25 protein-coding genes are annotated in these 25,691 nt (G+C 64.6%); 11 read left to right on the top strand and 14 right to left on the bottom strand.

Annotation, left to right across the window (positions count from 1 at the left end; translation table 11 throughout):
* The first annotated feature begins 560 nt into the window (after positions 1–560).
* From MFF56_RS29780 to MFF56_RS29770, 3 genes are all read left to right on the top strand, one after another.
* Complete coding sequence (locus tag MFF56_RS29780; RefSeq protein WP_066922643.1) at positions 561–1,475, top strand: LysR substrate-binding domain-containing protein; 915 nt, start codon at positions 561–563, stop codon at positions 1,473–1,475.
* 117 nt (positions 1,476–1,592) lie between these two features.
* Positions 1,593–2,339, top strand: coding sequence for an SDR family NAD(P)-dependent oxidoreductase (locus MFF56_RS29775; RefSeq protein ID WP_066922641.1), 747 nt, complete (start codon positions 1,593–1,595; stop codon positions 2,337–2,339).
* A 34-nt stretch (positions 2,340–2,373) separates the two neighbouring features.
* Positions 2,374–2,772, top strand: coding sequence for a (R)-mandelonitrile lyase (locus MFF56_RS29770; RefSeq protein ID WP_066922639.1), 399 nt, complete (start codon positions 2,374–2,376; stop codon positions 2,770–2,772).
* A gap of 501 nt (positions 2,773–3,273) precedes the next feature.
* Here the strand turns inward: MFF56_RS29770 and MFF56_RS29765 are convergent.
* Entirely contained in the window at positions 3,274–7,368 is a 4,095-nt protein-coding gene (locus tag MFF56_RS29765; protein WP_066922637.1) for a flagellin N-terminal helical domain-containing protein, read from the bottom strand.
* A gap of 451 nt (positions 7,369–7,819) precedes the next feature.
* On the opposite strand from MFF56_RS29765, the gene MFF56_RS29760 reads away from it, so the two are divergent.
* A complete protein-coding gene (locus tag MFF56_RS29760) occupies positions 7,820–8,812 on the top strand; it encodes a helix-turn-helix domain-containing protein (protein ID WP_066922635.1) in 993 nt (330 codons plus the stop codon).
* A 637-nt stretch (positions 8,813–9,449) separates the two neighbouring features.
* Entirely contained in the window at positions 9,450–10,352 is a 903-nt protein-coding gene (locus MFF56_RS29755; protein WP_066922633.1) for a hypothetical protein, read from the top strand.
* Positions 10,353–10,514: 162 nt separating this feature from the next.
* Here MFF56_RS29755 and MFF56_RS29750 read toward each other — a convergent pair whose 3' ends face one another.
* The 7 genes from MFF56_RS29750 to MFF56_RS29720 form a co-directional block, all read right to left on the bottom strand.
* Positions 10,515–10,814: a hypothetical protein gene (locus MFF56_RS29750; protein ID WP_066922631.1), complete on the bottom strand. Its 300-nt coding sequence runs from the start codon at positions 10,812–10,814 to the stop codon at positions 10,515–10,517.
* 75 nt (positions 10,815–10,889) lie between these two features.
* On the bottom strand, positions 10,890–11,423 hold the full coding sequence (locus MFF56_RS29745) for a cytochrome b (RefSeq protein WP_066922628.1): 534 nt from the start codon (positions 11,421–11,423) through the stop codon (positions 10,890–10,892).
* On the bottom strand, positions 11,420–12,031 hold the full coding sequence (locus MFF56_RS29740; RefSeq protein ID WP_066922626.1) for a class I SAM-dependent DNA methyltransferase: 612 nt from the start codon (positions 12,029–12,031) through the stop codon (positions 11,420–11,422). Before MFF56_RS29740 ends, MFF56_RS29745 begins: the two co-directional genes overlap by 4 nt.
* The gene (locus MFF56_RS29735; RefSeq protein ID WP_066922624.1) at positions 12,028–13,176 is read right to left on the bottom strand and encodes an acyl-CoA dehydrogenase family protein; all 1,149 of its coding nucleotides are present in this window, start codon (positions 13,174–13,176) and stop codon (positions 12,028–12,030) included. Before MFF56_RS29735 ends, MFF56_RS29740 begins: the two co-directional genes overlap by 4 nt.
* Before the next feature lie 454 nt (positions 13,177–13,630).
* Positions 13,631–15,013 (bottom strand): ATP-binding protein, encoded by a 1,383-nt coding sequence (locus tag MFF56_RS29730; protein ID WP_066922622.1) that lies wholly within the window; start codon positions 15,011–15,013, stop codon positions 13,631–13,633.
* Positions 15,004–15,690 (bottom strand): response regulator transcription factor, encoded by a 687-nt coding sequence (locus MFF56_RS29725; RefSeq protein WP_066922620.1) that lies wholly within the window; start codon positions 15,688–15,690, stop codon positions 15,004–15,006. Before MFF56_RS29725 ends, MFF56_RS29730 begins: the two co-directional genes overlap by 10 nt.
* 36 nt (positions 15,691–15,726) lie before the next feature.
* Positions 15,727–16,044: a PepSY domain-containing protein gene (locus MFF56_RS29720; protein ID WP_066922618.1), complete on the bottom strand. Its 318-nt coding sequence runs from the start codon at positions 16,042–16,044 to the stop codon at positions 15,727–15,729.
* A gap of 117 nt (positions 16,045–16,161) precedes the next feature.
* Between MFF56_RS29720 and MFF56_RS29715 the strand changes: the two genes are divergently transcribed.
* From MFF56_RS29715 to MFF56_RS29685, 6 genes are all read left to right on the top strand, one after another.
* Positions 16,162–16,773 (top strand): thermonuclease family protein, encoded by a 612-nt coding sequence (locus MFF56_RS29715; protein ID WP_066922616.1) that lies wholly within the window; start codon positions 16,162–16,164, stop codon positions 16,771–16,773.
* Between the two features lie 981 nt (positions 16,774–17,754).
* On the top strand, positions 17,755–18,360 hold the full coding sequence (locus MFF56_RS29705; RefSeq protein ID WP_197430592.1) for a hypothetical protein: 606 nt from the start codon (positions 17,755–17,757) through the stop codon (positions 18,358–18,360).
* Positions 18,290–19,420 (top strand): hypothetical protein, encoded by a 1,131-nt coding sequence (locus tag MFF56_RS29700; protein WP_156453738.1) that lies wholly within the window; start codon positions 18,290–18,292, stop codon positions 19,418–19,420. Before MFF56_RS29705 ends, MFF56_RS29700 begins: the two co-directional genes overlap by 71 nt.
* A 318-nt stretch (positions 19,421–19,738) precedes the next feature.
* A complete protein-coding gene (locus tag MFF56_RS29695) occupies positions 19,739–21,232 on the top strand; it encodes a calcium-binding protein (RefSeq protein WP_082773063.1) in 1,494 nt (497 codons plus the stop codon).
* A gap of 298 nt (positions 21,233–21,530) precedes the next feature.
* A complete protein-coding gene (locus MFF56_RS29690) occupies positions 21,531–22,433 on the top strand; it encodes a hypothetical protein (RefSeq protein WP_156453737.1) in 903 nt (300 codons plus the stop codon).
* A gap of 120 nt (positions 22,434–22,553) precedes the next feature.
* The gene (locus tag MFF56_RS29685) at positions 22,554–23,198 is read left to right on the top strand and encodes an SGNH/GDSL hydrolase family protein (RefSeq protein ID WP_197430591.1); all 645 of its coding nucleotides are present in this window, start codon (positions 22,554–22,556) and stop codon (positions 23,196–23,198) included.
* 153 nt (positions 23,199–23,351) lie between these two features.
* Here MFF56_RS29685 and MFF56_RS29680 read toward each other — a convergent pair whose 3' ends face one another.
* The 6 genes from MFF56_RS29680 to MFF56_RS29660 form a co-directional block, all read right to left on the bottom strand.
* The gene (locus MFF56_RS29680) at positions 23,352–23,582 is read right to left on the bottom strand and encodes a helix-turn-helix domain-containing protein (protein ID WP_156453736.1); all 231 of its coding nucleotides are present in this window, start codon (positions 23,580–23,582) and stop codon (positions 23,352–23,354) included.
* Positions 23,583–23,828 (bottom strand): ATP-binding protein, encoded by a 246-nt coding sequence (locus MFF56_RS32375; protein WP_373324232.1) that lies wholly within the window; start codon positions 23,826–23,828, stop codon positions 23,583–23,585.
* Between the two features lie 34 nt (positions 23,829–23,862).
* On the bottom strand, positions 23,863–24,327 hold the full coding sequence (locus tag MFF56_RS29675; protein WP_156453735.1) for a hypothetical protein: 465 nt from the start codon (positions 24,325–24,327) through the stop codon (positions 23,863–23,865).
* A gap of 60 nt (positions 24,328–24,387) precedes the next feature.
* On the bottom strand, positions 24,388–24,888 hold the full coding sequence (locus MFF56_RS29670) for an AlbA family DNA-binding domain-containing protein (protein ID WP_082773061.1): 501 nt from the start codon (positions 24,886–24,888) through the stop codon (positions 24,388–24,390).
* 368 nt (positions 24,889–25,256) lie between these two features.
* The gene (locus MFF56_RS29665; protein WP_156453734.1) at positions 25,257–25,466 is read right to left on the bottom strand and encodes a hypothetical protein; all 210 of its coding nucleotides are present in this window, start codon (positions 25,464–25,466) and stop codon (positions 25,257–25,259) included.
* 29 nt (positions 25,467–25,495) lie between these two features.
* A partial coding sequence (locus tag MFF56_RS29660; RefSeq protein WP_444543610.1) for a sunset domain-containing protein occupies positions 25,496–25,691 on the bottom strand: 196 nt, incomplete at its 5' end.

Raw genomic sequence — 25,691 nt, 5'->3', positions numbered from 1 at the left:
CTTGCCCGCAACTTGATCCTCTGAGCGGACGGCTATTGGCTAGGTTTGGCCATCGTATCCTGGGCAGCTGGTGAGCACGCCGTCGCGGATCTCACGCACCACGAATAGCAGCAGCAAGGCAGCCAGCAGTATCAACAAGGACCAGACAGCGAGATCCGATAGCCGCTCACCCGGCAGGAGCATGTCGGCAGCGCGACGCAGCCGCTGCCGGGACCAGCGAGGGTGCGAAGATGAGCGGCGGCTCTCGGGCATGGGCTGGGATCTGCAGTTTGGAGGGGTACGACAGGGATCAGCCGAGCCAGCCAGCCGTGCCTTCAAACGGCGGTACGGCCTCTCGCCGATGCGGGTCGAGCCGGGATCGGCGCCGGTTGCGGCAGCGTCTGAGAGCGGCCTACTCGGCTGGCTACGGGATCTATAGCCAGCTTGACCGTGCCAAGAGCTGCTTGGGGTGGGGAGCGGACCCTGGTCATCCAACCGGAAGCGGCCTTTCCGCATCCGACCCACCGCGGTCATGACGCGTTGGGGATTGCTTTCCCGCGAGCAGACACTTCACTGCTCCGATGCGGATCCATCGGACCGAATTGGCCGACCTCGGGACCTTCCTCGCCATCGCGCGCCACCGCAGCTTCCGGCGTGCGGGTTTGGAGCTTGGCGTCAGCGCCTCTGCGCTCAGCCATGCGCTCAAGGCGATGGAGACGCGCCTCGGCGTCCGCCTCGTCAACCGCACCAGCCGCAGCGTCACACTCACGGCGGCAGGGGAAGATCTGCTCGCTTCATTGGATGCACCGTTCGCGGCCATCGGCTCCGCGCTCGACGTGCTCAACCAGCACCGTGAACCAACGAAGGCGACCGGACGGATCCGCCTCAACGTGCTCGAACATGCGAGCACGTTGCTGCTCGCCCCGGTGCTGCCCCTCTTCCATGAACGCCACCCGATGATCGAGATCGACGTCAGGGTGTCCAACGATCTGCTCGATGTCGTGGATGCCGGCGCCGATGCAGGCATCCGCTATGGCGGGACCGTCCCTCAGGACATGGTAGCCCAGCGCCTGTCCGCCGATCTGCGCTGGGTCGTGGTCGGCGCTCCAGCCTATCTCGACCTGCACGGCACGCCCGATCATCCGAGCGACCTCGCGGCTCACCGATGCCTACGAATCCGCCTCGGCGACGAGAGCCTTTACCGGTGGGAGTTCGAGAGGACGGACGAGCCCATCGCGGTCGACGTCCCCGGCGCGGTGACGCTCGACAACACGCAGTTCGCCCTGTCGCTCGCGGCGGCCGGAGGCGGCCTCGCCTATCTCCCGGAGGCGTGTGTCGGACCTGCGGTCGCCCGCGGCGAGCTTCGCGTCGTGATGGCGGCTTGGGCTCCCCTGGGACCCGGCTTCCACCTCTACTATCCCAGCCGTCGCCAACTGCCGACGGGGCTGCGGCTCCTCATCGATCTGATCCGCGAGATGAAGCCACTCGGCTCGTAGCGGCCGCGCCGTCCGACGATGAACGTCGCTCATCGTTCCGTTGAGTGAGGAACGCCTGATCGACGCCCCGCGCAATGTCTACGTCTGACTCAACGAGGTCAGCCGAGAGAGCGAGACATGCGGCGTTTCACCGGAAAAGTCGCCTTCATCACGGGCGCGGCCAGCGGCATTGGCCGTGCCGCCGCCGTCGCGTTCGCGAGGGAAGGCGCACGGGTCGCAATCACCGACCGTACCAAGGCTGCGCTCGATCAGCTTGGCGCGGAGATTGAAGCGGAAGGCGGCGAGGTGCTCGCGATCCGGTGCGACGTGTCGGTGCCGGAGGACGTCGAGGCGGCGGTTTTCAAAACCGTCGAGCGGCTCGGCCGCATCGACTGCGCCTTCAACAATGCCGGCGTCGAGAACAAGGCCGCCCCCGTCCACGAGATCGCTCTCGACGAATGGGACCGCATCCTCGACATCAACCTGCGCGGCACGTTCGTGTGCATGAAGCACGAGATCGCGCAGATGCTGCGCCAGGGCGGCGGGGTGGTGGTCAACACTTCGTCTGGCGCTGGCATCAGGGGCGTGGCGGGAGGAGCGAGCTACGCCGCCTCGAAGCACGCCCTGATTGGCCTCACCAAGTCGGCCGCCCTCGATTATGCGAAGGCGAACGTCCGGGTGAACGCGATCCTCCCCGGAAACATTGAGACGCCGATGATGGACCGATTCACTGGCGGTGACATCCAGAAAGCAATCGACCTTGAGCCGGTCGGACGACTCGGCAAGCCCGAGGAGATTGCCGAGGCTGTCCTGTGGATGTGCTCGGACCTCGGTGCGTTCGTCACGGGCGCATCGATCTCGGTCGACGGCGGCTGGTCGCTCTGACGCGCGTTCCTTCAAACAACGGAAGATGGATCCCATGGACATCAAACGCAGCGGAAGTCAGCCTTCGGGCGCAGGGCCGTCCGAGTGGTTCACCGGCACGGTGCGGATTGATCCGCTCCACAGTGCGCCCGATCCTGCCCGAGTCGCGATGGCGAGCGTAACCTTCGAGCCGGGTGCGCGGACGGCATGGCACACGCATCCACTTGGCCAGACGCTGATAGTCACCTTCGGACGCGGATGGGTTCAGCGCGAGGGCGGCCCTATCGAGGAGATTGCGCCGGGCGACGTCGTCTGGTTCGAGCCGAACGAGAGGCATTGGCACGGGGCCACGGCGACCACGGCGATGACGCATATCGCGATCCAAGAGCGTAACGACAGCAAGGCCGTGACATGGATGGAGCAGGTCACCGATGGCGAGTATTCCGGGTCCTGAGCTTGGTCTGCGAGGTCCGGCATCGACGATGCGGCGCTAAGAGCGGCCCAGCGGCTTTTCACCCAACCCGGTCAGCGGCCTTAACCTGATCGAAAGCCAGCGAGCAGACCTTCCGACGGTCCGCAAAGGGTCGGGAGCACCCCTTGGCATGCCTCTTAGGTGCTGACCTTCCGCCTATGAGTTTGCCGCAGCCTTGGATGGAACACGCAACGCTGAGCAAATCGTCGCTACCCTCGCCGCCGCACATCGCTCCGGGGACGAGCTTGGCGACCTCCATCTGCCGTTCACGGACCTCATCGAGGGCGGCGGTCGCGGCGTTGGCAGTGGCCTGCCGCTCGAGCGCCGTGGCTGCCGTGCCCGCTCGTCGATCTCCTCCGTCAGCCTGCACCCACGCCGATATCAGGCAGGAGCCGTCCACAGCCGACACAATTAGACCTAGCATCCAACCGCTGCGGCGGCGATACCGACCAATCTTTGAACGGCCGGCATCGCCACAGAGGTTCAGCGCAAGAGCTGAAGGATGCCCTGCTGAGCTTGGTTGGCGAGTGACAGCGCCGAAACAGCCAGCGAGTTGCGGGTCGAAAGTGCCTGGGAGTTGGCTGCCTCCTCGTTCATGTCGGCGTTCGTAAGGTTCGCCGCGCCGGTGTCGAGGATGTTGATCAGCGCCTTCGAGAACTCCTGCCGGTTCTGCACCACCGAGAGGTTGGCGCCGAAGGTGGAGGATTGCGTGCGCAGGGTGTTGGTCGCCGTGTTGAGTTTCTCGATCATGGAGGTGATCTCGTCGTCCGTCTGGAAGCCGCCGGTCACGGTGTTGAGGCCGAGCCCGTCCGCGTCGAAACGCACGCCCTTCACATCGACCGCTGAGGTGTTCTTCTCGTTGAGCGCGATGTGCAGCGTGTTGTCGTTGCTGTTGTTGCCGGTGCGGAACAGCAGGTTGATGCCGTTGTAGCTCGAATCCCGGGCCTGTTGGCTGATCTGGCCGAGCAGGTCGTTGAATTGCGACGCCAGCGTCTGCCGCACGGAGCTTGCCCCCTTGCTGCCGCCGACATCCGTGCCGGTGGAGGTCATCGCCGAGGAGGTCGCGGTGCCGAAGCCGATAGTGTCGGTGCCCTTCGCCTGGAGCGTCAGCTTCTGGTCGGAGCCGGCCGTCGTGGTCGAGATCTGCAGCTTGCCGTTGTTGATGCTGGCCTGGACCTTGCCGGCGAGACCCGTATCGGCCGCGATCTGCTGGTTGATCGTGGTGACGAGTTGCGCTGCGGTCAGCGTCTGCCCGGCGATGGTCGAGACGTTGATCGTCTTGGCCGGGTTGGAGCCGAGCTTCAGGTCGAACGAGGCGTTGGCGCCGGCGTTCAGGCTGCCGAGGGCGGAGGCCGTGTTCAGCGTGCCCCCGATGATCGTCGCGGTGGACGAGCCGTCCGTGGCGTCGCTGCCCGACGAGGTCACGGCATCGGCCGGCGTGCCGCTGCCAGCCGCGAAGGTGCCGTTGGCGGCGGTGTTCCGGCCGAGGCCGAGCCCCATGTCGTCGCTGAGCGCGTTGAGCGACACGGAGGCGGAGGCGCCGACCGCGTTGGACGTGACCTTCAGAGCACCGTTCTGGTCGAACGACACCTGCGCCTTGATCGGCGCGGCGAGGTTGGTGCTGGTGTTCCTGTTGTTGTCGAGTTGGTACTGGATGGCCGCGAGGACATCCGCCTTCGTGGCGCTGCCGCTGCTGCCAATCGCCGGGCCCCCGGCGCTCGCGATGCTCGCGGCGTTGACCGTGATGGTGTTGGACGTCGCGCCCCCGGCGCTGACGGTGAAGCTCGCGGACTTCCCGGCCGACAGGTCGATCCGTCCGGTGTTGTCCGTGGTCGCCGCGGTGCCGGCGGTCGCCGCCGCCGCGGTGCCGAGGCCGAGGCCGAGCGTGTCGCTGAGGTTCGAGAGGCCCGGGGCCGTCGTTCCACTGTTCGAGCCGACGAGGGTCAGCTTGCCGGAGCCCGCATCGACGTAGGCCGCGTAGCTCGTGCCGGCGAGCTGGCCGTTGATCGACTTCACGACCGAGGCGAGGCTCGCGGTCGCGCCGAGCTTGCCGGACCCGCCGTTCCCGTCCGTGCTGTCCTTGTTGATCTGCACCGTGGTGCCGCCGACCGTGAAGCTCGCGGCCTTGCCGCTGCCGAGGTCGAGGCCGCCGGGGAAGGCGGTGGCGAGATTCACGCTCAGCACCGTCTTGGCCGGCGTGCCGAACAGCCCGAGCTGGTCCGTGAGATTGTTGCCGGCCACGGTGACGTCCGGGGCGGTCCCGCCACCGGCACCGTCGCTGAAGACGAGCTGGTTCGCGTTGTTGATCGAGGCGGTGACCGTGGAGGCTGCGCCGTTGGCCGTGGAGGCCAGCTTCAGGTTGATCGCTTCCACCAGGCGGCTTCCGGTGAGCGGGCCCTGGCTGAGGGCGGTGCCGCTCCTGTCGGTGCTGCTGCCGTCGATCGTGACGGACTTCGTCGCCCCCGAGCCGATCTTCACCTCGAACGTCGTGTGCTGGCCGGTCCCGAAGCTCAGCGTGCTCAAGTCCGGCAGGGCACTCGCCGCCGTCTTGGACGCCGCGGCGGCTGTGGTCGTGGTCTGGGTCGCCGCCGCGTTGCCCGATGTCGACTGGATGGAGTTGCCTGCGGCTCCGGCCGTTCCGTCCGTCGTGGTGCTCAGGCCTGTGTTGTTGGTGGTGTTCGCGCCCTTCGTGAAGGTCAGCGCGTTCGCGTTCGCCGTCTCGCCGTCGACGAAGGTGAGCTTGTTGCTGCCGTCGAGATAGGCTTTGACCGTGGCGGCCGCCGCGTTGCCGCCGGCTGCCGCCAAGCGCAGTTGCTCGTTGATCGAGGCCACGACCTTCGCGGGCGGCACGTTCATCGGGTCGTCGCCCAGCTTCGTGGACGTGCCGCTGCCGGTCGGCGCGTTGGCGTCGATCGTGATGGCTGCGCCCGCGACAGTGAAGCTCGCGCTGTTGGTCCGGACGTCGGTGTTGGTGGTGAGCGCGTTCGCGAACGTCACCGTCGAGGGTGTCGAAGCGAGGCCGAGCTGGTCGTTCGCGACCGAGACGGTGGGAGCGCTGTTGGCCCGGTTCGAATCCGTGAAGGTGAGCTTGTTGCCGCTGTCGAGACTGGCCCTCACTGTGGTGAGCCCGGCGCCGTCCAGCTTCCTGTTGATCGCGTCGAGGATCTGCTGGTTGGTCGGGCTGTTGCCGAGCGGGTTCGTGGCGTCCTTCAGCGACGTGGAGTCGATCGAGAAGCTCTTGCTGTTGACCGTGAAGGACGTGGTCAGCCCGTCCACGACCGCGGTCGTGGCCGATGCGAGGCCCAAGGCCTTGCCGAAGGCGACCGCGCCCTGCGTGCCGCCGACCCCGGCCGAGAAGCTCGCGACCGTGCCGTTCGTTGAGTTCGAACTCGGCAGGTCGGCTGCCGCCGTCGCACTGTTCGTGCCCGGCGTGAAGGTGTTGAAGCCGATGCCGGTGCCGTTGGCTCCACCGGTGGTCGTGTCGGTGCCGCCCGTGACCGAGAGCTGCGCGTCCGGTCCGGTATCGCCGGAGACGAAGACGAGCTTGTCGACGTTGGCCGCGCCGTCGAGCGCCTGGGTGCCCAGGCGCACCGTGGCGGTCGAGCCGGCCTTGCCGAGCTGGTAGTTGATCGCGTCGACGATGTCGGCCTTCTGGGCCTGACCGGTCGCGGCGTCGACCAGCTTGCGGCTGCCGCTGTCGTTGAGCACCGTGTCCTTGTCGAGCTTGACCGTCACGGTCTTGCTGCCGTCGAAGACCGTGAAGCTCGCGCTGCCGCCGTTGGTGAAATCGGCCGTGGGCCCGAGCGCGGCGTTGGCGGTGACGGTGGCGGCCTTCGGGGGCGTCTTGGCCACGCCGAAGCCGATATCGACGGTCGCGTTGCCCGACGCCGCCACCGAGACCTTGGCGGAGGAGCCGGTCGCCGTGGTGGCGAAGCCGAGGCGGCCGTCGTCGCCGATGCTGGCCTTGACCTTGCCCGCGAGGCCGCTGCCGGCGATCTGCGAGTCGATCGCCTTGAGGAGGTCGTCGGCCGAGAGCTTCGAGAGATCCGTCAGGCCGGTATTGGCGAGCGCGGTCGAGTCGAGCCGGATCGTGGTCTTGGTCGTGCCGCCGTCGAGCGAGATGTCGAGCGAGGCGTCCTTGGTCGGGCTCGACAGGTCGAAGGTCGTGCTGCCGTCGGCGCCCTTGGTGCCGAGATTGTTGAGCGTCGCGGTGCCCGCGGCCTTGGCCGCCTGGGCGCTGGCGCCGCCCTTCACGCCGCCGCCGCCGCCGGTCTTGTCGGCGATCGCCTGCTGGGCCGTCGACTTGGCGGTGTCGATCAGCTTCTGGATCGAGCTGATGCCCTGGCTCGCCGCCTGGATCGTCTGGATGCCGTTCGAGATGCCGTCCATCAGCGCCGAGAGGTCGGACGAGCGCGCGGTCAGGCTCTGCGAGGTGAAGAAGTTCGTCGGGTTGTCGAGCGCCGAGGTTACCTTCTTGCCGGTCGAGAGGCGTCCCTGGGTGGTCGAGAGCAGGTTCGCGGTGTCCTGCAGCGAGAGCAGGTTCTGCCGCGTCGCGGCCGAGAGCGTGATGGATGACATTCTGAGATCCAGTCGGGCGTTGGGCCGAAGGCATCGGCGACGAGACCATCAGGCGCCCAACGCATTAACCCAGACCCTAAGAACAGAACGCCGCTATAGCCGTATAAGTCTCAAACCGTATCAATTTACAATCCTAAAATCTCAAACAAATACTATGTGCAACTAAGTCTCATTTTAGGTCCTCTCTGTCTCGCGCGACACCTGCGGCTCACTCCACGGCACGTCGACAGGTGCGCTTCTGTCTCGAACGCGAGCGAGATCGTCGCAAATTTTGACATTTTACCTAGATTGCGAGGCGGAAAAGGTAAGGATAAGAATTTCTACACAAGGCCAGCGTCGCTTTAGGGCTCTTCAATCACGGCTGTAGACAGACCGAGACAGATACTACCAAAAGATGCAGCAACCGCGCCTGGCTTGACCTTCAACAGTGTAGAACTAGACGATGTCGGATATGCCTTTCACCCAATTCGTTCCCGGCAACGACCCGGTAGAGGCGTGGAAGTCATGGGCAGAGCACCTGTCACCGATCTTCGAGGCGCGGCCGGTCTCCGAAACCCATGTCGGCCCCTCGGTGGCGATGAGGAGCTACAACCTCGGTACCGTCCTAATCGGCGAGGTCTCCGCCCCAGCCCAGACCCTGGAGCGCACCGCCCGCACGACGGCGGCGCAGGGCCTCGACCACCTGCTGATCCAGTTTTACCGGAGCGGGACGAGCGTGGTGCGCACGGAGCGAGGGGAGGCGGAGGTCCGGCCCTCGGATTTCGTGGTCTACGATCTTGCGCAACCGGTCAGCCTCACGGCCTCACCCGTGACCGCGACAAACATCCTGCTGCCCCGCGCGGCGCTGGGCGACCGGAGCGAGTCGCTCGACGCCCTGCACGGCTGCGTGTTCAGCGCCGCACGCGACGCGGGCACGCAGATCTTCACCTCTTACCTGCGCGATGTGGTGGCCCACGGGGAGAGCCTCGCTGCGCCGTACAGGGCCAGCATCGCGGAGGCAGCAGCCAAACTGTGCGCCGCCGCCCTGCCGAGCCCCGTCACTGACGCCTCGGTTGCCGAGCGCCGGGCGAGCCTCGAGATCCGCGCCTTCATCCAGAACCATCTCAGCACCCCGGGACTCGGTCCGGAAATGCTCTGCGCGCGCTTCAGCCTCTCGCGCGCCACGCTCTACCGCCAGTTTGCGGCCGATGACGGGGTGCAGAACTACATCCGCAACCGCCGCCTCGCCCGCGCCATGGCGCTGCTGACGCGGTCCGGCGACGGACCGCGCCCGCGTGTGTCGAGCATCGCTTACACGGTGGGCTTCACGGACGAGAAGACTTTCAGCCGCGCCTTCAAGCGGCGGTTCGGGTTCCTGCCGCGCGAGGCCGCCATCGACCGGGGCGGCCTGCCGGTCCGCTCCGAGACGGGCTCGATGCTCGGAAGCTGGCTCCGCGAACTGTAAGCCTGATCATCGAAACCGGAATAGAGGTGGCGCTACCCGTCGGCGCGGAGGTCAACGATGCAGCAGGCGTTGTTGATCACGCTCATCTCCGTCGCGTTCGACACCTTCATTTTCTGGACACATCTCATGGAGCGGCCCAATGGCGGCTGAGGGTAGTCAACTGCCAGCACCCGGCGCGTGGCAATCGCGCGCTCGCGGGACTCCTCGCCATGCGGGTAGGCTTTTATCAGCGATGCACTTCCGCGTATCGCCCGCGCAGTCCGCGCCGGTGGTTGTCGGCCACTAAAGCAAATTGAGATTCCGTCGTTTGGTGGCGTGCGATCCAACGGGAATGTTCTATCTATTTATATTCTGGGGCGGATCCAATGCCGTCGGCTTGGCCTGCTTCGAGATAAGTCTGTCTGTGTACGAGTCCAAGCCCATCGGGATGAGTAATTTAAGCGGATTCACAACCAATGATTCGGTAATAGAACTATCTTAAGCAATCGATATTTACTATCGATGAAGTCGCCGGACCTAACTTTCGGTTGATTTTTGTAATGATTACAACTCAAGATAGAAAATCCCCCTGCCAATTGATTTGGTTTCCCTGTAGACGCACGCCATGCAACATCGACCGCTGCGGCGGGGGCACACGATGATCCGGTCCGCTCGTTGCGCGCCCGAGGCTCCGGTCGAGCCCGTCACCGCAAGCGCGATCCTGGCGCATCCGAATTTTCCGGCCGCGCGGCGTGTCTTCATCGCCGAGCAGACCAAGGTCTACGCAATCGACACTTTTCCAGGCCGCTTCGGAGCAGATGTCGGGCGCGTGACGACCCTGGCGATCATCGTCTGCCTGTACGCCAACTACGATCCCGCCGACCGGGACACCTGGCCGACGTTGAACAAGCTCAAGACGACCGTTGCTCGCTTCGGCTTCGCCAGCCCGAGGCTTATAGATGCGTTCGTCGCGCGCCTCGTCCGGACTGGCGATCTGGAGCTACAGAAGCAGCCCGGAGATAGCCGGGTGAGATTGATCCGTCCCACCGAGGAACTGTTGGCCTGGGATCGCGAGTGGATAGCGGCCCATTACGCGGCCCTGGAGACCCTCTATCCCGATCCCGGCTATGCCTATGCGCTCGAGCGCAACGTCGAGTTCCAGGCTGCACATGCGCGCTGCGCGATCGAGGCTTTCGACGGGATCGTCGCGATGCTTTGGAGTAACATGGATCTTGTTTACATCCTGAGCAGCACGAGCGGGCTGATCATTCTGCTTTCAGTCTTGGAGATGGCAGGCTCCAAAGCCGACGGCGCTTTCCGGGAGGCGGATCTTGGCCCCATCGCCTCGCACTTTGGCGTCTCGCGCAGCCACATCCGCAACATTCTAGCCGTCGCAGAGAGCAAGGGCTTCCTGGCCCGTTCAGGACCGCGCAACACGTACTTCCAGCTGACCTCGTTCTTCGTTGCGGCCTTCGATCGCTTCATCGCCGACAGCTTGGCCCACGGCGACCTGACCTACCAGTTTGGCCTGAGCGGACTCGCTCGAACGTCCAGGACTTGAGACTCCGAGGCCGTGGGCCAGCTCTGCCCTCCGACGCGCTGCCAGGAAGCGGACGTTCAGGAGGCTCGAGAAGGGTCGGAAGCAGGCCCTCTGATGATCAAGCGGAGCGGGCGGTACCTCGTCCCTCGCTGCAGCCCCCTCGTGCCCGGTTGCTGTGAGGTCCTACTTCGCTCGCTTCCGCGCTCGATGTCGCCGTTGCCGCTCGGCAGAGGTCATCGCCGTCGCTCCGAGCGTTTTGCGTCCACGCTTCGTCTGCGTCGGCGTGACGGTTACACCCTCGCGATGCAACTGCCGGGTCCAGCGCACGATCTCGCCCGGTGCCGGATCGTCCGGCCGGCTCATCATCAGCAGGACCACTGCCGACAGCATCCGATGGTCCAGATCACGCCGCAGGCTCTCCATGAACCACAACAAGCCGCCCAACCCGAACGCCCGGTAGGCGCGTCGGTGGTAGGCGAACACGATCGGCCAGCGCTGGCGCGCGTGATAGGTTGCCAGAGAAGCCCGCGAATTGAGGGCGCTGCTATCTGGGGTGCATCATGTCATGCGTGCGAGCACATTCTCTTTTCGCAGCTTCCAATGGATAAACGTCATGGCCGCATGGCCGAGAACCACGGCGAGAAGCGTGAAGCCCAGCCAGTAATGCAGCAGATCAGCCGGCAAAATCATCCATCCGATCTTGCTCTCACGCTCAGGCATGAGCGGAATGCCGTAGGGCGAGAACGGCTTGCCCGATCCGTACTGGCGCAGCAGTGCAAGGCTCGGCACAGTGATCATCAGGGCATAGATCAGGGCGTGGCCGAAGGTGGCGGCGCGTCCGAGGCGATCCGCATGAACAGGACGTCGTTTCAGGTTCGCCAGCCCCCATGCCCCGCGCAGCCAAACCAGCACGAAGAGCGTGAAGCCTAGGGTGAAGTGGCTTGCGCCAACGAAGCGGGTGAGCGCCGTATCCCCGATCCCGACATAGAGCAGCGCCCCGGCGAACTGCCAGGCGAAAAGCGCTGCCATCAGCCAATGGAACGCCTGGCTGATCCGGCCGTAGCGTTGCGGTGTGTCAAGCCACCCGCTCATCGCTCACCCCTCACGCCCGGCACCGATACCGGGCCAAGGATGTCGAGCCGGTAGGCGTCGGTCCTGGTCCCGCGCAAGGGGCGCAGGAACGTTGCGGCGGCCGCGATGAAGCGATCGGCCGCCTCGTCGCCGCTCAGCGGGTAGTGCGTCTCGCCTGTCCAGTGCACCAGCACGACTTCGCCGCCGGTCCGCAGACAGCCCCGTACGCGTGCGACCAGGCGCTCCACGTCGACCAGATCAAGGAAGTAGACGACCTCGGACAGCAGGATCAGGTCGAACGAGCCATCGGGCCATTGATCTGGCACCTGCGCACGCTCGAAGCAGACGTGACGCAGGCGTTCGCAGCGCACACGGGCCTGGTCTAGGGCGCGCTCGGCCAAGTCGATGCCGACGAGGGTGTCGCAGCGCTCGGCCAGAGCCTCAGTCAGCACGCCGATGGAACAGCCGACCTCAAGCGCGGAAGCGTAGCGCGCCCGTGGCAAGGCATCGAGCGTGGCCGCGTACTTCTCCTGCTCGTACGGGCTTGTGGCGAACCGCCAGGGATCCGGATCGCCCGCATAGCAATCGTCGAAGTAGCTCGCTGGCAGCGAGGCGGAATGCCGGCTCACGTCCTGTCTCCAGTCCACAGGTCCCCGGCTAGGCCGCCTGCCCGCAGGATCTCATCCGCGGCCCCCGTGAGCGCCCCGTCCGGCGCCGGCTGGCGCAGGTAGGTCGCAAGGTCGCGCCCAAGCCGTTCCAGGGAATGGCCACGCAGAAATCCCTGAAGCCCGACCGAACGCTGAGCGAGCTGGAGGACCTCGAGACCAGCCCGCTCGACGGCGAGGCGGGCCAGGTTGATGTAGGCGATGAGCCGACCCGGCGGCAGGGTCGCCTCGGACATGGCCTTTGCCGCACGCCGCACCCACAGCCGCGCGCTCTCAACCGCGATTGCACCTTCGCCGAGCCGCGCGAGTTGATGTGGGTCGCGCCCGCGTCCGAGCCGTACGATGTGCTCGCGCCAAGCGTCGAATACCGCCTCGATGCCGCCAAGCTGCACCGCCGTGAAGCGCCACGCGCCGCCGGAGAAGTCCGGCTGGCGGTAGTAAGCGTCTGGGTCTCCCAGAGCGGCGTCCTTCGGTACGACGAGGCCGTCAAAGTCTAGGGTGCCGGTGGCCGAGGCGCGCATGCCGTGCGCCCGCCAGGCGGAGAGGTTGGCACGGGTGCCGGGCTCCAGCGGTACCACCAGCATCAGTGTTGCACCTGCGTCCGGATCGCGTGCGGTGGCGAGCGCGCGCGTGACATGGCCAGCGCCCGAAGCGAAGGTCTTCGCGCCGGCGAGGTGAAGGCCGCCGGGCCGAACGCTCAAGGTCAGGCCGCCCTCGGGCGGCTCGGTGTTCCAGACCCCGAAGAGATGCCCCGCACGGGCGTCAGAGAAGAGGCGCGCCCTCTGCCCGGCATCGCCGTAGCGAGCGATCAGTTGAAGCGCGTTGATGTGGCCCTCGTATAGTCGTCCAAGGGCGAGGCTTCCGTATCCGAGCAGACGCAGCACTTCCATGAGCCTGCCGGCACCGGGCTCCTCGCCGAGGCCTGCACCGCCCTCCGCGGTGGGGACCGGCGCGGCGAGCAAGCCGAGGCGCCTTAGATCGCTGATGTCCTCCGTCGGGAAGCCGTCGTCGCGGTCCTCCGCGCTAGCGCGACCGGAAGCGAGCTTGCAGGCTTCCCGCGCGGCCCTGACAGCGTCGTAGGCAATGTTGAGCGGAGTCCTCTGATCCAAGCGTCTTCCTTCCCTTACGCTGGCGTCTCGGCGATCAGCTCGACTCTCCCGCCGGTGTGTACTGATCGCGATCGCTCCACCGGGAGGTTTGGCTTCGCTGCCGCATGCGGAAACGCGGCGCGCGACCTTATCGGCGAGCAGGCCGGCAGCCGCTGGGGCAACGGAGACGGCTTCAGCCGAGCGGCCCGGGCATGTTGTGTGACATCAGGCATTCCGAGCGTCTGGATCACAAACATATGATAGGGCCGATGGGCTCAGCACCAACCGTGGGTTGGATAGGTGGTTCTGCGTCGAGATGGGCCTGCGCCACCTTGGCGCATCATGCAGGACTGAGTTCGCTGGCTGAGCGCCGCATGGCCCTACTCAACGCCGGAATCCGTATCTCAGTCGGAAGCGGTAGTTCTGGCCCTAGCATTTCAATGACTGCTGAGGGTGGATAGCGGGCTTTGGCGCTTCACGACCCGGTGCTGGCGGGTTTGGGGCCGCTCATGCGGGACTGTGTCCAGGTCAGCTCCGCTCGTAGACCTCCGAGCGTCGAGCGGCCAAAGTTCAGTTCGACACCAGTTGCATCGGCAATGTCGCGCGCGATTGCGAGCCCAAAGCCGGTCCCGGGCCGGTTCTCGTCCCAGCGCACGCCGCGGCCTAGCCCGGCGATTGCCGCCTCGCTCATGCCCGGGCCGTCATCCTCGATCAGGAGGCTCGCGTCATCCCGGCCGGCGTGCCCGCCCACACGGACCCGCCGGTGTGCCCACTTGTGCGCGTTGTCGAGCAGATTGCCCGCGACCTCCATCAGCTCTCCCTCCTCACTGGGGTAGCTGAGGTCTGCCGGCAACGAGACCTCCCATACGAGGCTGTCGCCCTCCGGCAGCCGCCGCATGGTCACGACAAGTCGCTCGATCGCGGGCGCCACTAGGCAGGAGCGCCGCCTCAGGTCCCCCGGGGGGACGGTTCTCGCCCGGGCGAGGGCACGTTCAACCTGGCCACCCATCGCACGGGCCTGCTCGGCGATCTCGGCGGCCATCTCCGGCTCCCGGCCACCGATGCGGCGGCCCAGAGCGTCGAGGACAGCGAGCGGCGTCTTGAGGCCGTGCGCCATGTCGGCCGCGCTCGCGCGAGCGCGAACCAGGGCGCGCTCCTGCGCGTCAAGCAACCGATTGAGGTCGGCGACGAGGGGTTGAACCTCGTCCGGGAAGTGCAGAGGTAGGCGCGCTCGCTCCCCCGCATGGACAGCACGCAGAGCCGCCTGGAGTGCGCGGAATGGTTCGAGGGCCCGGTGCACGAAGAGCGCCATGGCGGCGGTTAGGATCAGGAAGAGGGCGGCGAGCGAGGGTATGAGAAGGCGCAGGAAGGTCGCACGGCTCCCGGCGAAATCACGCCGGTCCTCAGCGACAACGATGCGCAGGCGCCTCTCGCCCTCGCGCGAGCCGAGCGCGACGGAGCGCTGGACGGCGATCAGCGAAGCTCCGTCTGGACCGGGCAGATCCAGAACGCTTCCATCGTCTGAGGCTGCCGTGTCCACCGGCCCGCCGAGGCGCTTGTCCCAGAGCGAGCGGGAGCGCAGGAGCTTCGTGCCGGCCTCGACCTGCCAGTACAGTCCGCCGTAGGGCGCAGCGTAGCGCGGGTCGGTAGGCTCGCGGGCCACCACCGGATTGCCGTCCGGGGCGAGGTCGACCTGTCCGGCAATCTGCTTGGCCGTGCGGTCGAGGTCATCCACTGTTCGCGCCTCAAGCACCGCATCGAAGATCAGCGCCAGCCCGATCCCAGCCAGGACGAGCGCGAGCGCGATCAGGGCGGCCGCCGCGAGACCCAGCCGCAGACGTAGGGATTTCAGCCGCACCGTCCGTCCCCGCTGGGCTCCGGGACGGGCACGACATAGCCCTGGCCGCGGCGCGTCTCGATAACCCCAGCGCCGACCTTTCGCCTCAAGCGTGTCAGCAAGGCCTCGATCGCGTTCGCCTCGCGCGCGCTGTCGGTGCCGTGGAGGTGGTCGAGCAACGCGCCCGCTGGCACCACCTCACCGGGCCGATGCAGCAAGAAGGCGAGCAGGCGATACTCGAGCGCGGTCAGATCGACCGCGCGCCCTTCGACGCTGACGGCGCGCGTCCGGGTGTCGAGTTCGACCGGCCCGGAGCGCAGCACCGCGGAGGCGTGTCCGGCGGTTCGGCGCAGGATCGCGCGCAGCCGCGCCACCAACTCCTCCATGCGGAAGGGCTTTGCGAGATAGTCGTCGGCCCCGGCGTCGATGCCCTCGACGCGCTCGCGCCAGCCGTCCCGGGCGGTCAGGATCAGGACCGGCAGGCGGATGTCGGCTGCGCGCAACCTGCGCAGCACGCCAAGCCCGTCGAGGCGCGGCAGCCCGAGGTCGAGCACCATCGCGTCGTAGCTCTCGACCTCGGCACGGAACCAGGCGGCCTCGCCGTCGGCCACGACTTCAGCGACGTAGCCGGAGCGCTCGAGACCCTGCCTCAGGTCCGCTGCAATGCGCGGCTCGTCCTCGACGATCAGGATCTTCACGGCGCGAGCCCCTGGACGCGCGTGCGCTGCGGGCCCTCAGTCATCATCATCCTCGTCACCGTCGAGGATCCGCAGCGAGGCGGCATCAACCTTGAGGGTCCGCCGCTTCCCGTCTGCACTGAGAATCCGCAGCTTGTAGAGCCAGCGGCCGTCGCTCCGCTTGAGGTCGAGCGAGACCACATCCCCGGGCGCTGCGGCGCGGGCGGCGCGCAGCACCTCGTCGAGGGGGCGGATCTCGCCCTGCTCCAGGGCGCGGCGGGCGCGGTCGGCATCCTCGGCCGCGCGCGCGCTCGGACCGGCGCAGGCCAGCGCGGCGGCGAGGAGAAGAAGCGGTAGCGTACGGTGAGGCGGCATGGCGGCGATCAATCTACGCGCGGTTGCCTGACGGAACGCTGACAGGCGCCGTCAGGCTGCTGGGTATGAAAGCGGGCAGACGGGAGGCATCCGAGACAGCGCTGAAAGGCTCCCTCCATGTCCATCATCGTCGGTGTACTCCTGGCCTGCGCGGCCGGTCTGGCCGGTACGCTCCTTTGTCCTTCGCCGGAGAAACGCCGCGAAGGTCAGCATCTTGCCTTGGCGGGGGCCGCGCTCCTTGGGAGCGCGCTCTTCGCATTTCCCCTCTCGGCGCGTGCGGGCGAGACCCTGATCGGACCCGCGACAATCATCGACGGCGGCAACCTCGTGATCGCGGATCGCCACGTGCGCCTCTACGGGGTGTCGGCGCCCGATCTCGACCAGACCTGCTGGGATGCGCGGGAACGCGCGTATCCCTGTGGCCGCGCTGCGGCGAAAGCCTTGACGCAGCGGATCGGCGAGGCTCCCGTGACGTGCGAGTTGCCCGATGCGCCAAGCAACATCACGCTGACGGCGCTCTGCCGCGTCGCGGGCGAAGATCTCGGCGCCTGGGTGGTCGGCCAGGGCTACGCGATGGCCGAACGTCAGGATTCGCATCCCTACGCCGAGATTGCAGCGCGCGCCTGGGGGCGGCGGCTCGGAATGTGGGCAGGTGTCTTCCAGGATCCTGACGCATGGCGGCAATCCCATGGATCAGGGCTGGCGGCTCAACTGGCCACGAGGTCTTGAGGCGCGTGAGGGGGCGATCGCGCAAGCTTTGGGCTGACCTCTAATATACCTCTGAGCCCCTTCGGTCGGGGGGCCGCTCAGGGTGGGAAGCGGAGATTGGCTAGCTGCCCGCAAGCGAACGTTCTGCGTCCGACCCAAAGCGGCCAGTATATCAACCTTCAGCTGCACCAAAAAGCAGACATAAAAATCGGTCGCAGGGCAAGTTAACGCCGTTGTTCAAGATTGGCGTATTCCTTTCACATATGCGAAAAAGTATATCTTTGTTATAGCGATGCAAATCAGTTCTGGATTGTCACCTCGTGCGCCGACCGGACAAATTAGAAACACCCCTGGCGCGTATTTTGATTTTAGATCTGCGTAAAGACTCTGATAATCTCCAACGTGTCGAATAAAATCTGATTTTTCTCTTCATACTTGGTGTCATGCAGAGTAATGTGCCGAAAGGCAGGCCAGGAGCCTCTTCGATCTGCGCAAGCAAGTCGGTATCAGCCGAGAAGATCTGTGGTGGGATTTGGTATTTATTTGTCATTCATAAACCTGCTGAAGCGGTAACTCAGGTTATATTTATTGTGATGGGTTAGAGGGCATCGATCAGTTCACTGTGGGATGGGCGTGCACGTCGACGAGCATGGATCAGACCCTGGCGGCTCGCACCGAAGGCTTCTGCGACAACAGATCACCGAACGGCGTTCGCGACCTCCCGGACTTGGCGCGTCGCTAGATCTGCACGCTCGCTCGTTTCTGCGACCAACCGCATGGCCTCGGCGATGGTTGCGACGCCCCCAGCCGCCGTCTGCATGCTCCCGGACATTTCCTTCGTGACGGCGGATTGCTCCTCGACTGGCCGCCTACGCCAAGGACAGCGACGGCGATCTGAAGTGGGACAACGCCTACAAGGCGGCGTCTGCCGCCCTGCCGATCACGGGTGGCGTTCTGGAGTGGCCGGCCGGCATCTGCGACCTGAAAGAGCAGATCTACGAGGTGTTCCCCAAGGGCTCACAGCAGGCCCGCACGATCACCAACCGCGGCCAGGGTACCGACGCAACTGTTCTCCGCTGGAAGAATGCCAACGGCGGCATCCGGTACGACTTCAGCTACTTCGGGCACTCGGCGCACTTGGCCGACCTCACGCTGAGTACCGAGTACGACAACATCGCGGGCAGTGGCAGCGCGTATCGGCTGAATTCTACCTCGGAATTCTATCCCGCCGGCCATCGGCGGGTTCCGTACGACACGGTGCGGAACGTGGTCACTCGGGGCGGACTCGGTGCCTTCAATCAGCAATACTGGAATAAGGGCATCGATCTCCGCGGGACCTCGAACTGCGACATCGTCAACATCATCTGCGCCGGCGGCTCTACGTCGGGGGAGAACTCGCCGCCGTTGGGCGACGGCATCTGCATCGAAGGGGGGCACATTCGGCGGCGACTTCTCCTACGGGCTGCTGCTGAACGTCACGAACTTCCAATTCGTTTGCTTGGACCGAGGGCATTACTACGGCGACTACGTGCAGGGCGTGTCCCTGGTCAACGGCAACGCCGTCTACTGCCGGACCGGCATCGCCACCGTGGAAAACGCGACGCGTAAGGGCGTGCTGGCGCAGCTCTATGTGGCGAATTTCCAGGCCGGCCTGCTCACGGGCTCCGGTATTGAGATCCTGACCGAGCTGTTCACGTTCGCGGCCATCAACTGCACATTCTTTATGAAGCGGAACCTTGCTGGCATCAGGATCGACCATCCGGTGCCGTTCCAGATTCACCACTGCTGGTTCCAGGGCGATACCTTCCTAGAGCCGCCGAATACGAAAGCCCCTCCCGGGTCGAACGGCGTCCAGATCGGGCCGGCGCTCATCGCGGGCGGCATGATTACGGGCTGCGTCTTTGCGGGCGTCGGAGCGGGCGTGCTCCTCAGCGCGGGATCGGCGGGCGTCACGGTCGACAACTGCCGCTTCCGAGTGAATGACGCAAACGTCGTGGATCTCGGCAGCCGCAACAATTTCGGCCTCGGCAATACCTGCGAGGACGATACGCTCCCACCCGCGACAGTCCCGGAGATGACGGGCGCCCCGGGCCAGGGCTCGCGCCCGTTTCGCTTCAGCAGCATCGGCAACGTCGGGACGCCGTTCTACACGAACTTCACGCAGGACAGCGGCGGCAACCTGCTGATCAGCGCCGACCGTGACAGTGGAACGCCCCGCTCAAGCCTCGTGAAGCTCGACGGCGCGCTTCAGCTACAGGTCGGGTCGAACTTCGCGAGCGGTCGCCACAACGGGGTCTCGGTCCCCGCCAACACCGCCACGAACGTGACGTGGTCGACGATTGAGGACACCGGAGGGTACCGCAACGCCGGCGCACAAGGGCGCTTTATCGCACCTACTACCGGCCTCTACAGCTTCACGGCGTCGGTCTGCCTCGGCACTGAGACGGCAGGTAGCCTCCGCTCCATCATCGTTCTCAAGAACGGTTCGACCGCCGATCTTCCAGCCGTGGCTCACCTGCCTGCGGGCAGTGGGGCCAACACGCAGCTCAGCGTGTCCTGCACCGTTCGTCTGAACGCCGGTGACTACCTGACGGTGCAGGCCTTCTCGGACGTCGCTACGTCCACGGTGGCCAACGAGGGCTACACATCCATGATGCGGGTGAGCTGACGATGTCGCCCGCAGCACGCCCGATCCGGCGCGGCGCCATCACGGCCGACGCAGGCGACGCCAGCAACTTCGCGCTGGCCGCTTTTCGGTAGGCGGTCGCGAAGCGCAGCGCATGTTTGCCGCTGCGAGAGGGGCGAAGTCCCGGATCTTCAAGCGCAGGCCGTCGGCGATGCAAGGACTTATGGTCCTTGCCGCGACGTGTTGCCTGGTGTCACACAAGAGACACTCGGACGAGGAGGTAGAACGTAGGGCCGGATTGCGGCATTGCTAATTAGTGGCCTTCGTGCTGCCTAGGCGCTCTAGATTGGAGACGCCAAAATGAGCAATGACTCCGAGCCGACGAATAATCAGCTGGTCACCGCTGATATCGACGGGCGCCTATCCTCCGACGGATTAGACGGCCAGTACGGAGCATTCTTGTCATTCTACGACGTACAATCGTCGGGCGCCAGCATATCTGGATCTTCGTTCGCAAACGCTGCCGTAGATCCTGTTGACTATATGGGCTACTCGCTGAACCCCAACGTTGGGAGCGTCCAGTTCTACGCAAAGATGGGCTCTGATGAAGCCTCCCTGCTCGATAAAGCAGGGACCTTCGGTGTCAGGAGTCAGTACAAGTTCGCACCGAAAGCTGATTTTCTCGGCTCATCCGTAACACTGCAAGTGCGCGCCGGCGCCGAGATGTACGCTCAAGAAGCTGCTGGTTTGATTGGGGATCTAAGCCGCATCACAGATCAGCTAACCGCTAGCTACGCAGCAAAAGCTGCTCAGGGCATAGACGACGTCGCGCTCCGCTCGGATATCATGAGCGTCGCACAGGTGACGCTGGCGTTCACGAAGCTGTACGAGACGAATGGCGTGAACGTTAACGCGCAACAAGCAAGGCAGATTGCGTCCGATATCCGAACGGCGGCAAGCGGATCAAACAGCACGCCCTTCTCCTCTTCTATACGGTCCGACGCCGCCAGGCTTTCTGAGATTGCCTCTGACTGGAACAACCTTCACTACTACAGGTCGATCGGCTCCGCGCCGCTCACAGAGGTGTCTTCATTGGAGGCATTCCTGACGAATGTGACCTGGACGACTACGTCACCGTCCAGCGGCGCGCCTCGACAAGGCATCATTGAGATCACAGGCGCTATCGGCCTCGACACGCAGGACGGCGGCCGCACCGCAGCAGTAGACGTTTCATCATCCTACATCGCGGCCCACCGTGCCGGCGGCGGTGTTTACCTGACCGGCACCGCCGCTGCCGATGCGTTTTCCGGTGCTGAAAGCGGAGATTTCATAGCTGGCTACCAGGGGAACGACACCATTTTTGGGGGCGGCGGCAGCGACGAGCTCTACGGAAACCAAGACAACGACCAGCTGTATGGCAATCAGGGGAACGACACGATCTACAGCGGTATCGGCAACGATAGCGCCTACGGCGGTGTTGCTTCCGACGTGATGTTCGGCAACCTGGGTGACGACCTCCTGTTTGGCAACATCGGTTCCGACGTTCTCTACGGCGGCCAGGGCAATGACACGCTCTATGGCGGACAGGGGGATGACCTTATCTCAGGCGACCGTGGCGACGACGTGCTTTCCGGCGATCTTGGCGCCGATCGCTATGTGTTTGGCCAGAACTCAGGTCGTGATGTGATCCTCGGCTTCAACCAAGCGCAGGGCGACCGTATCGACCTGCAGGGTCAGACCTATACCTTAGGCGCAGCCGCAAACGGGAATGCTCTGCTGAGGCTCTCAGGCGGGGGAACCGTCGAGTTTGCCGGGCTCTCGCAACAGCAGTTCAGCACCAGCTTCTTCGCTTGATAGACACCCCGGCGCTGACCGAAGCCCCGGCTGCTCATGCGGTCGGGGCTTCGGCATAGGGGATGTTGCGCCAGAGGCGGCCGCGTCCGCGGCCGCGGCGGCGCAGGGCGCCATCGACGACGTACGGGCCGGCATCAACCGCGCCACGCGCCCCGCCTACGATGAGGCCGGGCGGCACGTCCTGGACCGGGCTGACTTTGAGCCAATCGCAGCAGGTCCGGCCTTTCAGGCGTCGCTGCGGCGGCTGCGCAACGACGAGGTGCTCGGCCCGGCCTATGCCGGCCAGCCCGACAACTCCGTGGCTGTCATCGACGCCGTGACGAAGGACATGCGCGACCGCGGCGTGGCACTCGGCAACCGGGCCAACCCGGGCTTCAGTTCACAGGCTGCCAGCCTGTATGAAGGCGGGGCCGCTAAGGCGCGCGCCATCGCTCGAGACCCGGCCCGCGGCGGCTCACAGGCGTACGACGACGCGCTGGCCGCACAGGCGCAGGCGCGCGGGCAGAACCTGGAGCCGCTGGAGCACGGACCGCTCGGCGCCGTCGCGGGCGCCAGCGACACGAACGCCCCGACGGCCGCCGTGCTACCGCACCGCCCGCAGGTCGGCGGCGAGGGCGAGCTTGCCGACGCTGTCACGCGGCTGGCGGCGCGCGACCCCGACGTGGTTGGGCCGCTTATCCGGCAGGCACTCGCCAACCAGGCGGACGCCAGCATGACGCGGCTCGTTGGCGGAGAGGTACAGGGCGGTGGTGCCCGATTCCCGAAGGACGTCGCCGGGACGGAGCAGCAGGGGCGCAACCTCGACGCGGTGATGGCGGCGCTCGAGCGCGAGCGTGCGCCGGCTGCCTCGCCCCGCGAGGCTGTGAGCGAGCTGCTCGACGTCCTGCGCGCCACGGGCACCCGCAAGCCGCAGGGCAGCCCGACCAACTTTAACGCGCATTACCGGGCGGAGATCGGCGGCGAGACGTTGCCGCAGCAGGGGCTGACGGCGCTGCGCACCGGCGGCCGTTCCATGCTGGCGAACGCAGGTGAGGCAGCACGCCGGGCTTATCTCGGCCGCAACAACGCGACTCTGGCCGAGCTCTTCTCGGCGCCCGACAGCGTGCAGCAGATCCGGAGCATCGTCGCGCAGCGGGCTCAGACGCCGGTCGCTGATGCGGTGCTTCGGGCTGCCGTGCAGGGGCAGGCGGGGCGGCGCTGAGTAATGTGCCGGCTGGCATGATATGCCGGGCGGCGGATGCACAGCTTCAGCGACAGCCGCGCCCGGCCTCCCCGCCGCTGGACGCGCAGGGGCGTTCTCGCCGTCGGAGCCTGCGCGGCTGTGACTGCGGTCTACGCCGAGGATCAGGCGCAGCGGAACGCGCGACTGGCGCGCGAGCACCTCGACCGGCGCCTGCCGGAGATCCGCACGGCGCTGGCGCAGGCGCAGCCGGGGTTCGTGTTCCTGGCGGGCAACTCGCACGCGGAGATTGTCGCCCCTGCGCTGGCGCGGCGGGTGCTCTTGGTCAACGGTGGCATAGGGGGCACCTCGGCGCGGGGCTATGCCGCGCAGCTCGACGCATTGCCGTTCAGTGCTCGGGCTGGAACAGCGGTGCTGTTCGTCGGCACCAACGACATCCTGCGCCGGGCAGATCCGCTGTCGGAGAGCACCCGGGCCGGGTTTGAGGCTGCGGCAGCCCGCATCATCGATTGGCTCCGCGCGCATGCGGACGTGGTGCTGGTAGCCGCCGTGCCGCCGCTCGGCCCCGAGGCTGCGGCAATCCGCGATCCGGCGGCGGTTGACGCCTACTCAGCAGTCTTGCGCAGCCTGTGCGAGCGACATGGATGCCGGTTCCTCGATCCGTTCGCAGGCCTGCGCGACGGCGGACCTGGCCTGACCACGCAGGCCGCGCCGCCGGACGGCGTGCACCTGCGCGACTACGACAGGCTGGCAGCGGACTTGGCGGCGCTGATGACGGTTCGGTGACGAGTGCCGAGGCGCACGCGGGGTCTGGCATGCCAAATGCTAATCGCTTCGTGTGCCCGCTTCGGCGGTGTTTCCTCCCGAGACTTCAGCCCGCCACGGCTCAGCGCCGCGGCGGGCTTTTTGGTGCGCAACGTTAGTTTTCAAGCGCTCTCTTCAATTTGTATATTTTTTAGAGTCGTGCTTGCGCCCCTTGTTGTCGGTGAATTCAATTATGCCACGCTCTAGAAGTGATAACATAGCTTTGCTGACCGTCGGCCATGATTTATTCATTGCCAGGGCAGCTTCGGTTATGTTAATATCGTTCTTTGTTGTCAGATAAGTAACTATGAAACTTTCATCAGCAGTCAGATCATTTAACTGCTGAGGCGTAAAGCTTCTTGCCATTTACTTTGGAAGGAACGACTTTCGGTTTTTTACATCATTCTCTAAAGTTACATGGACATGGTAAGAGTGAGCTTCGATTTGCTTGAAGTGAGGTTCGGGCAGTCGAGCTTTCTGCATTGCGCTACGCATGCGCCGAGTTCCCTCATAGCCGCAAAATGTAAGCTCTAAATGCATCATCGCTTCCATGAGGTATGGATTGCGCGGATTGTGTGCATCGTACACAGTCAATGCAGTTGTAGGGGGCACGAACCCGCCGGGACTTTCAACTACAAACTTGTCATCAAAGATCTTCACAAATATATTTTGCGTTTTCAGGTTGTACGAGCGATGCGCTACCGCTATTGACAATAGCTTCGAACCAAGCTTCCTCTGGGTATTCCGGCTTTATTGTTATTCTGCCGCTTACTGTGAATCTCTGAAGAGTTCTTATTTGCGCAGAGACAATCGGCTTAACGTTGAATAATATTTTTGATGCATTTTCATCTACGAATGTGCTGTAAACAGAATTTAGCTCTTGTCCAAATTTCTCTTGATTGCCTTCGTAGCGGATCACCCGAATGCGAGCGCCTGGAATAACGTCTCTAGGGTCATGCGCGAAAAGAAGCGCACAAGTCAGATTTGGCTTGAATTTCTTTCCCACATGCTTGCCGAGCTTTGCCAACTCTAGCAGTTCTTCTTTTGATCGATCCGATTGCGAGCGTCGATTTATGTGAAAAGCTTTACAAAAATTGCTTATATCACCCATGTCGAATTCTTCGGGGTATTTAAGGTTAGTTTCTTCAAGTTCGTAGTGTATTTCTCCCTTCTAAATTCTCAGCTCTCTTTTTAAATACTCGTTAATTTTTATCTTTTTGTCGCCCTCCCTAACAAACGCTTCTCCACCCGACGTTTCTACAAGTTTATCAGGCCGATAGTTTACCCGGTACACCATAACGAAGTCATCTTCGCCCTTATAATTTTTAATAGCTACGTCCTTGTTTGCCCACCTTGCATCAGGGCAGAGCAAAGACAGGCTTTCGAGAGTATTTTTATGGGATGCGGCAATTTTCTTGCACCCAGAGAGTCGTCCGGAGTCATCTATACCCACGATGATTATGCCACCATGAGGTTGAGTATTGGACCACATAGAAAGGTATTCTGCCAATGCGCGAGGCTGAACAGACGCGCTTTTGCGCTCGACCCTTCGATCCTCGACAAACTGCTCGATATTATATAGATCTAGGCGGTCATATATCTCGTCGGGCGTCCATAGCTGGATTAGCTCTGCTCTAGGGGGCACCAGTTTGAAGGCGAACTGCTCGTCCATGACGCCACTCTAAATCACTCTCAATTCTTTTTCGAGTGGCCCGAAAAATCCACTCCACACAATGGGTTAGCTCGGTTTGCCGTTTTGAGAGCTGGCTCGCAGCTAGCCGCGGATGTCGCGCTGGCCTACAGCCTAGACCGATCATTACGGCCAGCGGACCGAGCGGCCACGTCGAGCGCGGGCTGGCCGAACGTCGCAGCCTCACCGACTCCCGCGCGTCTGCCTCGCGCAGCCTAGTATCGAACTTGTCGGCTGGCGTCGGGGTGTGACGATCGGGGCGGAAGGGCGATTCGGTCGTGCAGACAGGGTGCAGACTCGGCCAACGTCAAGCGAAGGCGTCGTCGCCGCGCCTGCAGGGCTCAGCACACCTACCGTCTGTACCGGCCCGCCTCGCACCAGAAGCGGGTTCGAACGCCCGGCTGTGCCTGGAACAGCTCCTGAGCCTGTCGGCAATTCTCCTGGTTGTAGGCGCGGCTCTCGGCGGCGTCGAACGTAGCCACGTGGATGCGCGCGTTCTCGTCGAGGAGCGAGTTGCGGTAGAGCGTCTCGATGGTCTCGGACGGGCCGCACGCCGCCACCAGCAGGACCGCGAACAGGGCCGCCAGCTTCAGCCGCGCGGCGCCCGCCAGCCAGCCGCCCTTGCCTCATCCTCCGAGCAGAACATGCGCTCGCCAGCCCGCTCCTTGATGACCGTGCGTGCGTAGTCCCGGCTGCCTGGCAGGTGGTAGACCTTCTCGCCCGAGCGGCTGATGTTGCCCTTGATCGCGCAGTTGAGGGCCGGGTGCGAGGGCACGGGGTCGGGC

Source organism: Methylobacterium hispanicum, from assembly GCF_022179285.1.
GTDB lineage: Bacteria > Pseudomonadota > Alphaproteobacteria > Rhizobiales > Beijerinckiaceae > Methylobacterium > Methylobacterium hispanicum.
This window is presented reverse-complemented; position numbering and strand designations above follow the sequence as displayed.